This window comes from Clavibacter lycopersici (assembly GCF_003576405.1).
In the GTDB taxonomy this organism is placed as follows: Bacteria; Actinomycetota; Actinomycetes; order Actinomycetales; family Microbacteriaceae; genus Clavibacter; species Clavibacter lycopersici.
The window spans coordinates 1-10064 of sequence record NZ_QWGT01000087.1; the positions used below are offsets into that span (position 1 = coordinate 1).

Here is a 10064-nt window from a genome sequence, read left to right on the forward strand (position 1 = left end):
CGGCATCGAGGATCGGGCCCGTGACCTCGACGCCCGTGCGCACGACCGCGCCCGCGCGCCGGGCCGACGCCGCGAGCGCCTCGGTCGCGATGGCGGGCTGCACCTGCGCGTCCTCGGGGTAGTAGACGGCCGCCGTGATCGCCGGGTTCAGCCACGGCTCCAGCTCGAGCGCCCGGCGCCGGTCGACGGGGATCGCGTCGACGCCCGCGGAGCGCTGCGTGGCGGCGAAGGCGAGGAGCGGATCCGCGCCCTCGTCGGTGGTGGTGACGACGAGCCCGCCCTTGGGCTCGTACTCGATGGAGGGGAGCGCGTCGCCCAGCTCGTCCGCGAGCTCCGCGGCGACCTCGGGCCAGCGGCGGGCGGCCAGCTGCGCGAGCTCGAGCTCGGCACCCGGGCCCTTGTCGGAGACGAGGATGTTGCCCTCGCCCTGCGCGCTCGTGCCGGAGGCGACGGCGGCGCGCTCGACGACCGTGACGCGGATCCCCGACCGGGCGAGCGACCGTGCGCACGCGGCGCCGACGATGCCCCCGCCCACGACGACCACGTGACGCGTCATGCGGTCCCTGCTCTCACGGGTAGGTGCGCCTCGGGGAGGCGGCTGTGGTCGGCGGTGACAGTAATATGTCACACATCGCCATCCAGGGGAAGCCCGGTCGGCCGACTCCGCGGATCAGGCGCCGGTGTCCGCGCGCTCGGCGGGCACGTCGGCGTCCGCATCCCCCGCGTCCTCGCCCTCGCCGCGCCCCGCCCACCAGCCGGAGGCGTGCCGGATGTGCCGCACCATCAGCTCGTGCGCCGCGGGCCCGTCGCCCGCGACCAGCGCCCGCAGCAGCTCGTGGTGCTCGGCCGCCGACGCGTCCAGCAGGCTGCTCGCCTTCATCGACGCGAGGCCGACCAGGCGCGTGCGCGAGCGGAGGTCGGCGATGGCGTCGGTGAGCACGGGGTTGCCGAGCATGCGCGTGAGGGTGAGGTGCAGCTCCTGGTCGGCCTCGAGGTACGCGCGGAGGTCTCCCTCGCGCGCCCCCTCCTCGATCCGGTCGGCCAGCGCCTCGAGACCCGGGAGCGCGCCGTCGGGCAGCTTCCCGGCGAGCCGCTCCATGGCCGGCGCCTCGAGGAGCTGGCGCACCTGCACGAGGTGGCCGAGCTCCTCGTCGCTGACCTCGGTGACCCGGAAGCCCTTGTTGCGGACCGTCTCCACGAAGCCGCGCTTCTCGAGCTCGAGCACCGCCTCGCGGACGGGCGTGGCCGACACGTCGAAGCGCACGGCCAGCGTGGGCACGGTGATCAGCGTGCCCGGCTCCAGCTCGCCCGAGACGATGGCCGCGGACAGGGCCTGGTGCACGTGCTCGCGGAGGCTCGCGCGCGGTGGTGCGGGACGCAGGGCGGAGAGGCTCACGCGGGTCCTCCTCCTCGGATCAGGACGGGGACCGCTGCTCCCGCATCCAGGACTCCAGGCCCTGTGCGTCGATCGGCAGCGCATCCGACAGCACGTCGGACCCCGTCTGCGTCACCACGATATCGTCTTCGATCCGCACGCCGATGCCCCGCAGCTCCGGCGGTACCATCGCGTCGTCCGGCGAGAAGTAGAGGCCGGGCTCGACCGTCAGCACCATGCCCGCCTCGACCTCGCGGTCGTAGCCGGCGGTCCCCGCGCCCGAGCAGTCGTGCACGTCGAGCCCGAGGTGGTGCCCGATCCCGCACACCAGCCAGCGGCGGTGGTGCTGCCCGGCGGGCGAGAGCGCCTCGTCGACCGACACCGGCAGGATCCCCATGTCGTGCAGCCCCTGCGCGACGACCTCCATGGACGCGTGGTGGAAGTCGACGAGCGGGCGCCCGGGCGCGACGGCGTCGAGGCCCGCGCGGTGGGCGCGCTCCACGACGTCGTGCACGAGCCGCTGCTCGGGCGTGAAGGCGCCGGACACCGGGATCGTGCGCGTGACGTCGGCCGTGTAGAGGCTGCGCGCCTCCACGCCCATGTCGAGCAGCACGAGCTCGCCGTCGCGGAGCCGTCCGTCGCAGCGCACCCAGTGCAGGATCGTCGCGTGCCCGCCGCCGCCCACGATGGTGGCGTAGCCGGGGCCGGTGCCGACCGTGCGGGCGTGCCGGTCGAACGTGCCCTGCAGCCAGCGCTCGCCGCTGGCCTCCCGAGCCCGCGGGATCGCCCGCACGACCTCGGCGAAGCCCTCGACCGTGTCGTCGACCGCGCGGCGCAGCTCCTGGATCTCCCACGCGTCCTTGATCACGCGCAGCTCGCCGAGCACCGCCACGAGCCCCGGGTCGCGCGGCACGTCGGCGAGCGCGGACGGGACTCCCGTGACCGCACCCGCACGCCGCACGCCGCGGACGCCGGCGAGGTCGCGCGCGAGGCCGTCGGGGTGGCGCACCGGGATCCCGAGCACGCGCTGCCAGTCGGCGTGCGCGGGCGCGGGGCCGACCCAGAGCTCGCCGTGGTCGGCGTCGGAGAAGAAGCGCGGATCGCCGGGGTGGGCGGGCGCCGGCACGTGCAGGACGGCGTCGTGGCCGCCCGGCACCGCGTGCATCACGAGCACGGCGCCCTCGATCTGCACGCCGGTGAGCCACACGAAGTCGCTGTCCGCGCGGAACGCGTAGCGGCAGTCGTCGTTGCGCGTGGGCGCGTAGCCGCTCACGACGGCCATCGTGACGCCGGGCATCGCGGCGCTCAGCCGCGCGCGGTGGTGGGCGGCGGCCTCGACGGCGCCGGGCACGGTGGCCGGGGTGCGGTCGGGCGTGATCCAGCCCCCGGCCATGAGGTCGCGGAACGCGGGCACCTGGGCGAGGCGCGGCGGACGGCGGTCGTCGGCGGACGCCGGGGCGGCGGACCCCGGGGTCGTGTCGTGGGTCGTGTCGGTCATCGGGGCAGTCCTCCTCCGTCGCGGGCGATCGCGTCCATCAGCCGCCCGAGGACGCCGGGCGCCGCCAGGCCGTCGTGCTCGTGCTCGTTCGTGATCCACGCGCGGGCGTTGCCCACCCGCGCGACCGTGTCCTGCTGCAGGTCCGCGTCCACGTACATGTCGTCGTGGTAGATCGCGGCGGCGACGGGGACCTCGTTCGCGGCGAGCCGGGCCGGGTCGTAGAGCTCCGGCCAGTCGTCCCGTCGCGCCATCGCCTCGACCGCGCCGCGGAAGGGGCGCAGCAGCCGGATCTCCTCGAACATCCAGGGGTACATCATCTCGCCGGTGAGCAGCAGCGGCCGGGCGGTCGGCGCGAACGCCGGGTGCCTGCTGCGCTCCCGCTCGGCGGCCCACGCGGTCGCGGGCCGGGTGCCGGAGGCGTAGATGCTCTCCTGCATCGCGGCGAACAGCGGGTTCGCGGCGTACGAGGTGAGGCGCAGCGCCTCGGCGAGCAGCACGTCGGTGGGCTCGCCGCGGTCGTCGAGCGCCTCGTCGAGGAGGGCGTGGATCCGCTCGCGACCCGGTGCCATGCCGAGGTCGATGCCGATGGTCTGCAGGCGCCGCACGGTGAGCACGTCGCCGTCGGGCAGGGTGACGTCGCCGACCTGGAGCCGGTCGGCGAGGCGGGCCAGGATCCCCACGTCGCCCGGGTAGCGCGCGTGGTAGCCGGCGTTCTTCCGGGCCGTGCGCGGGTAGGTCCGGCGGTAGACCTCCTCGGCGTCCGGATCCAGCGAGGCGAGCCCGCCCGTGACGTAGCAGGCCGACAGGGCCTCGGGCGCGAGCGACAGGTAGGTGAGCGTGAGGAAGCCGCCGTAGCTCTGGCCGAGCGTCGACCAGCGGCGCCCGCCCTCGAGGTGCTGCCGCAGCGCCTCGGCGTCCTGCACGATCGAGTCGGCCCGGAAGAGCGCGAGGTACCGGGCCGCGGACTCGTGGTCGGCGCCGAACCGGATCAGGGTGCGCGCCGTGACGGGCGTGCTCCTGCCGGTGCCGCGCTGGTCGAGGAGCACGACGCGGTGGGTGCGGAGGGCGTGGCCGATCCAGCCGCCGTCGTCGATCACGCGCGGCGACTTCCCGCCCGGGCCGCCCTGGAGGTAGAGGAGCGCGGGGAGGTCGTCGCCGCGTCGGTCGGGGGCGACCAGCTCGCGGGCGAACACCGTGATCGTCGCGGTGGGCTCGCCCGCGCGCGCCGCCGCCCAGTCGAGCGGGACCTCGATCTCGTGGTCGGTGACGTGGACGCCGGGGACGGTCGCGGATCCGACGATCACGCGGCCGACCCGCCGGCAGCGTCGAGCCCGGCGGCGACGCGCGAGGCCGCCCGCCTCCGATCCCACTCGGGGTCGATGCGCGGCACGGCGTCGAGCAGCGAGCGCGTGTACGGGTGCCGGGGGCGCTCGAACACGTCGTCGCGCGTGCCCTCCTCCACGACCTTCCCGGAGCTCATCACGGCGACGCGGTCGGAGAGCTGCCGCACCACGGCGAGGTCGTGCGCGATGAAGACGTAGCTGAGCCCGCGCTCGCGCTGGAGGTCGCGCAGCAGCGCGATCACGCGCGCCTGCACCGTCACGTCGAGCGCGGACACCGCCTCGTCGCACACGATGAGGCCCGGGCTCACGGCGAGCGCCCGGGCGATCCCGATGCGCTGGCACTGCCCGCCCGAGAACTGCGCGGGGTAGCGCTGCGCGTGGTCCGGGTTCAGGCCCACGCGGTCGAGCAGGTCGCGCACGAGCTGCCCGTGCCCGCCCGGCGTCGTGATGCCCTGGTACCGCAGGGGCGCGCTGATGATCTGCTCCACCGTGTGCCGCGGGTTCAGCGACGACGCCGGATCCTGGAACACCACCTGCACCTGCCGCCGGAACTCGCGGAGCGCGGCGCCCGTCGCGTGCGTCATGTCCTCGCCCTTGAGCGCGAAGGTGCCGGAGGTGGGGTCGAGCAGGTGCGCGATGATGCGCGCGGTCGTCGACTTGCCGGATCCGGACTCCCCCACGATGGAGAGCGTCTGCCCGGTCGGCACGTCGAGGCTCACGCCGTCGACCGCGAGGAAGCGGCGCACGGGCGGCCGGAGACCGCGGCCGCCGCGCGTCACGTACTCCTTGGTGAGGTCGCGCGCGGAGAGGAACGGCTCCGGCGTCGCCGGGGCGGGCGCGGCCGGGGCCTCGGGGCGGGTGTCGTGGACGCTCATGAGGCGGATCCCGTCGTCTGGCGGTCGTAGGCGGCGTCGATGCGGGGGATCGCCTCGAGCAGGGCGTGCGTGTACGGATCCTCCGGCGCGGTGAACACGCGCTCGGTGGTGCCGCTCTCGACGCGGTGCCCGCCCTGCATGACGAGCACCTCGTCGGCGAGGGAGGACACCACGGCGAGGTCGTGGGTGATGACGAGCATGCCCATCCCCGTCTCCTGGCGGATGGAGCGCATGAGGTCGAGGATCTGCGCCTGCACCGTCACGTCCAGCGCGGTGGTCGGCTCGTCGGCGATGAGCAGCTCGGGCTCGAGGCACAGCGCCATCGCGATCATGATGCGCTGCCGCATCCCGCCCGAGAACTGGTGCGGGTAGTGGTCGACCCGCGTGCCGGCCTCCTTGATGCCCACCCGCTCGAGCGCGGCGACCACGGTCGACCGCACGGCCTTCCGGGAGCCGGAGCGGTGGGCGCGGTACGCCTCCTCGATCTGCAGCCCCACCGTGTAGTAGGGGTTGAGCGACGAGAGCGGATCCTGGAACACCATCGCCATGCGCTCGCCGCGCATGGCCCGGAGCTCCCGGTCGCTCCGGCCGACGAGCTCCTCGCCCGCCAGCCGGATGGATCCGGTGACCGTCCCGCCGCGGGGCACGAGCCCCATCACGGCGAGCGAGGTCATGGACTTGCCTGACCCGGACTCCCCCACGATGCCGAGGGTGCTGTCGGGTTCCACGCGGAAGGAGAGGTCCTTCACGACCTCCACCGGCCCCCGCGAGGTGGGGAACGCGATGGTGAGGTGCTCGACCTCGAGCAGCGGCGTCCCGGGGACGGCGCGGGCGGGCGTCCGTGCGCCCTCCGGCTGATGGGGGTTCGGGGTGCTGGTCACGCGGTGATCCTCACTCGGGGGTCGAGCACGGTGTAGAGCACGTCGACGACCACGTTCCCCACGACCACGAAGGCCGCGGCGAGGAGCGTGACGCCCATGATGACGGGCTGGTCGTTCTTGGCGATGGAGTCGGCGGCGAGCTTGCCGACGCCGTTGAGCCCGAAGATGCTCTCGGCGATCAGGGCGCCGCCGAGCAGGCCGGCGAAGTCCATGCCGAACAGGGTGACGACGGGCGTGAGCGACGGCCGGAGGGCGTGGCGGCGGATCACGAGCGCCGCCGAGAGGCCCTTGGCCCGCGCCGTGCGCAGGTAGTCCTCCTGGAGCGTGTCGAGCACGTTGGCCCGCACGATCCGCGCGTACACGGAGGCGTACCCGAGCGCGACCACGACCCACGGCATGAGGTACGACTCGAACCACAGGACGGGATCGTCGCCGAACGCCACGGACTGCGGGAACGGCAGGATCTGCAGCTGCACGACGAGCACGTACTGCAGCAGCAGCGCCGCGAAGGTCGTCGGCACGCTGATGCCGGTGAGCGCCGCGGCCATGGCGGCCCGGTCCCATCCGGTGCCCTGCTTGATCGCGCTGACGAGGCCGCCGGCCACGCCGAACACGACCCAGAGGACCGCCGCGCCGACCGCGACCGTGAAGCTCACGGGCAGGCGGGACAGCATCAGGTCGAGCACGGACTGCTGCGTCTGGAAGCTGAAGCCCAGGCACGGCGCCGCGCACCGGATCGCCGTCGGGCCGTCGCCGTAGGTGCGGCCCGTGAAGATCCCCGTGATGAAGTCGCCGTACTGCGCCCAGAACGGGCGGTCGAGGCCGAGGAGCTGGCGGATGGAGTCGATCTTGTCCGGCGTGCAGGTCTTGCCGCAGATGGTGACGGCGGGGTCCGGCTGGAGCAGGAAGAAGATCATGTAGGTGAACAGGCTGATGAGCGCGAGCACGATCAGCGCCGCTGCGGCGCGGCGGACGAGGTAGCCGATCATGCCGCCTCCCCCTGCTCGAGCGCGGTGCGGAGGTGGTCGCCGAAGACCGTGAACGACAGCACCGTGAGGAAGAGGAACGAGCCCGGCACGATGAAGTACGCGGGGTCGACCGTGTACCAGGCCACCGAGTCGGCGATCATCTGACCCCACGACGGTGTCGGCGGCAGCACGCCCACGCCGAGGAACGACAGGCTCGCCTCCGTGCCGATGTAGCTCGGCACCGCGAGCGTGGCCAGCACGATGATGGTGCCGCGCAGGTTCGGCAGCACCTCCCGGAAGATCACGCGCATCGACGAGGCGCCGGATGCGCGCGCGGCCTCCACGAAGTCGCGCGTGCGGATCGTCATCGTCTGGCCCCGCACGATGCGCGCCGTGTACGGCCACCCGAAGACGCTGAGCACGAGGACGAGCAGCGCCGGCCGGTTGCCCGCGGGCAGCGCCGACAGGATCGCGATCATGAAGATCAGCGCCGGGAAGGCCATGAGGAAGTCCATGACCCGCGACACGATCTGGTCGACGATCCCGCCGAAGTAGCCGGCGACCATGCCCGCGACCACGCCGATCGTCGTGGTGACGACCGTGGCCGAGACCGCGATGAGCAGGGACACCCGGGCGCCGTACGCGATGCGGGCGAAGATGTCGCGCCCGTTCTGCGGCTCGACGCCGAACCAGTGCGAGCCGCTGACGCCGCCGAACGGGCCGATGGGCAGGCCGCCGAGGACGGGGTCCACCGCGTCGGGGTCGAACGTCGTCGGCCCCCATCCGGTGATCCCGGACAGCAGCGGCGCGAACACCGCGAGCACCAGCACGAACATCACGAAGGCGGTGCTGGCGATCACGGACGGCTTCGACCGGAGGGCCGCGACCACGCGCGTGGTCGGCGTGACGGCGGGCGGCCGTCCCGTCGGGTACGCGGGGGCCGTGTCGGGCGCGGAGGCGCCCTGCAGGGTGGCGGTCACCGCCTACTTCCCCGTGTGGAGGCCGATGGTGGCGTAGTCGATCCCGCCCGCGAAGAGGGGGCTCGAGTAGGCGTTCCGCACGTTCTCCCCCACCACGAGCACCGACTGCGCGAACAGCAGCGGCACGGTCGGCGCGAGCTGCTGGATCTGCTCGTCCAGGTCGCCCCACGCGGTCTTCGCCGCGTCGAGGTCGGTCATCGCGGACACCTCGTCGATCTTCGCGTTGACGTCCGGGTCGTCCAGCTGCGCGATGTTGTTGTTGCCCTTCGCGCTGATCTGGCGCCCGTCGAACAGCGTCGGCAGGACGGTGCTGGCCGACAGCCAGTCCGGGCACCAGCCCGTGACGGCGGCGTCGTGCTGCTGCGACGTCGTGCCGATGGTCTCGTAGTAGGTCGAGGTGTCGATGATGTTGAGCTCGAGCGTGATGCCGACCTTCGCGAGCGACTGCTGCAGCGCCTCGGCCTGCTTCTGGCTCGACGGCAGGTTGCGCACGTCCAGCGTCATCGTGAAGCCGTCGGCGAGGCCCGCCTCGGCGAGGAGGGACTTCGCCTTGTCGACGTCGCCCGCGCTGTCGGGGCTCGGGTAGAGGTCGAAGTCCTTGTGGCCCGGGATCGACGGGGTGAGCATCGTGGAGGCCGGCTCGGCGATGGACGGGCCGCCGGCCACGTCGGCGAGCGACTTCTTGTCGATGGCGTAGGAGATCGCCTGGCGGACGCGCACGTCGTCGAGGTGCGGCTTGGTCGTGTTGAGGCCGAGGTACGTGGTGCACGCCTGGTCGCCGCTCACCGTGCGCGCCTTGATCTGCGGGGTCTGGATGCGGGAGACGCTCGCGGCGGTGATCGTGTACGCGATCGCGTCCTTGTCGTCACCCTGGCCGGCGAGCAGGCGCTCGTCGATGGTCGCCTGGTCGAGGCCGACCGTGAACTGCCACGCGTCGGGCTTGGCGGTGCGCACGTCGTCGGTCGACTGGTCCCACTCGGGGTTGCGCTCGAGGGTGAGCGAGGAGCCCGGCGTCCGCGCCGTCACCCGGTAGGGCCCGGATGCGATGGGCTGCTGGTCGATGCTGGTCGTCGTGACCTTCGACGTGTCCGCCGGGAACGGCGTGAACGTGCTCTGCGCCGCCACGCTCGCGAACTCCGGCACCGAGCGGTTGAGGTGGAAGACGATGGTCTTCTCGTCCGGCGTCTCGATGGAGGAGAGGTCGCCCGACTCGTACGGGCCCTCGTAGGTGTCGCCGCCGGCGAGGTAGAGGCGCGTGTAGGGCGTGCCGATGGCGAGCGCGGGGTCGAACGAGCGCTCGACGCCGAACTTCACGGACTCGCTCGTGATGGGGGAGCCGTCCTCGAACTTCAGGCCGTCCTTGAGCGTGAAGGTCCACACCGTGGCGTCCGCGTTCGGCGTTCCGGTGTCGGTCGCGAGGTCGGGTGCGATGGTCGCGCCGTCCTCGCCGGACGCGGTCGTGAGCGTGCGGTAGATGAGCCGGTAGAGGTCCGCGACGCCGGTGTCGTAGCCCATCGTCGGATCGAGGTGCGAGAAGTCGGTGCTGGCGAGCACCTGCATGGTCCCGCCGGTGTCGGCGGGGCCGGTGACGCCGCCTGCCGCGGCGCCGCCTCCGGCACCTGCGCAGGACGTGAGGGCGAGGCTGGCGGCGAGGGCCAGCCCTACTGCGGTGATTCGTCTGTTCATCGGACTCTCGTTTCGTGGATGGCGGCCGAGGCGCACCGGGTGGGGAGTGACGGGGTCGTGCGATGGGAGGAGGGGAAGGGGAGGAGGAGGTGCGCGCGACCGCCCCGGATCGGGTGGATCCGGGTGCGGGCACGCGGGAGGACGCGTCAGCCGGTGTCGGCGGCGCGGATCCAGACCCGCATCGCGCCCGGCGACCGGTTGCCCCACAGGGCGTACGGCACGAGCACGGCGTCGACCGGTTCGGCCGACGCGGCGGGGGCGGTGGTCCCTGCGACGACCTCGGGGTAGAGCTCGTCCGGCGCGGGGAGCGCGCGGCGGAGGCGCACGGCGAGCGCGACGCCCGGCGCGGGGTCGGCCGGATCCGCGACGGCGCCCCACGGCGCGGCGAGCGGGAGCGGGACGGGCCGCGCCGCCGCCAGGTCGCGCGGGTCGAGGAGCAGTTCGTCGACGGGCGCGTC

The 10064-nt window shown here is 73.4% G+C and carries 9 protein-coding genes and 1 pseudogene; all 10 read right to left on the reverse strand.

What is annotated here, in order from left to right:
• The coding region (locus DZG00_RS07695; protein WP_119455506.1) for an NAD(P)/FAD-dependent oxidoreductase at positions 1-556 on the reverse strand (556 nt) is incomplete at its 3' end.
• A gap of 114 nt (positions 557-670) precedes the next feature.
• Positions 671-1396, reverse strand: coding sequence for a GntR family transcriptional regulator (locus DZG00_RS07700; protein WP_119383106.1), 726 nt, complete (start codon positions 1394-1396; stop codon positions 671-673).
• Between the two features lie 19 nt (positions 1397-1415).
• Complete coding sequence (locus DZG00_RS07705; RefSeq protein WP_119455505.1) at positions 1416-2873, reverse strand: aminopeptidase P family protein; 1458 nt, start codon at positions 2871-2873, stop codon at positions 1416-1418.
• Positions 2870-4177: an alpha/beta fold hydrolase gene (locus DZG00_RS07710; protein ID WP_119382056.1), complete on the reverse strand. Its 1308-nt coding sequence runs from the start codon at positions 4175-4177 to the stop codon at positions 2870-2872. The genes DZG00_RS07705 and DZG00_RS07710 overlap by 4 nt, the downstream gene beginning before the upstream one ends.
• Complete coding sequence (locus tag DZG00_RS07715; RefSeq protein ID WP_119382054.1) at positions 4174-5091, reverse strand: ATP-binding cassette domain-containing protein; 918 nt, start codon at positions 5089-5091, stop codon at positions 4174-4176. The genes DZG00_RS07710 and DZG00_RS07715 overlap by 4 nt, the downstream gene beginning before the upstream one ends.
• Positions 5088-5972: an ABC transporter ATP-binding protein gene (locus DZG00_RS07720; protein ID WP_199688927.1), complete on the reverse strand. Its 885-nt coding sequence runs from the start codon at positions 5970-5972 to the stop codon at positions 5088-5090. The genes DZG00_RS07715 and DZG00_RS07720 overlap by 4 nt, the downstream gene beginning before the upstream one ends.
• Positions 5969-6961 (reverse strand): ABC transporter permease, encoded by a 993-nt coding sequence (locus DZG00_RS07725; protein ID WP_119382053.1) that lies wholly within the window; start codon positions 6959-6961, stop codon positions 5969-5971. The genes DZG00_RS07720 and DZG00_RS07725 overlap by 4 nt, the downstream gene beginning before the upstream one ends.
• Entirely contained in the window at positions 6958-7920 is a 963-nt protein-coding gene (locus tag DZG00_RS07730; RefSeq protein ID WP_119382052.1) for an ABC transporter permease, read from the reverse strand. The genes DZG00_RS07725 and DZG00_RS07730 overlap by 4 nt, the downstream gene beginning before the upstream one ends.
• A gap of 3 nt (positions 7921-7923) precedes the next feature.
• Positions 7924-9606 carry an ABC transporter substrate-binding protein gene (locus DZG00_RS07735; protein WP_119382051.1) on the reverse strand — a complete coding sequence of 561 codons (1683 nt, stop codon included), beginning with the start codon at positions 9604-9606 and terminating at the stop codon, positions 7924-7926.
• A 146-nt stretch (positions 9607-9752) separates the two neighbouring features.
• Positions 9753-10064: pseudogene (locus DZG00_RS07740) on the reverse strand (glycoside hydrolase family 127 protein); the annotation flags it as partial.

Bases quoted from the DNA above. Each gene is read 5' to 3' on its own strand.
- DZG00_RS07705 (WP_119455505.1), bottom strand. From the start codon at position 2,873: ATGACCGACACGACCCACGACACGACCCCGGGGTCCGCCGCCCCGGCG.
- DZG00_RS07715 (WP_119382054.1), bottom strand. From the start codon at position 5,091: ATGAGCGTCCACGACACCCGCCCCGAGGCCCCGGCCGCGCCCGCCCCG.
- DZG00_RS07725 (WP_119382053.1), bottom strand. From the start codon at position 6,961: ATGATCGGCTACCTCGTCCGCCGCGCCGCAGCGGCGCTGATCGTGCTC.
- DZG00_RS07735 (WP_119382051.1), bottom strand. From the start codon at position 9,606: ATGAACAGACGAATCACCGCAGTAGGGCTGGCCCTCGCCGCCAGCCTC.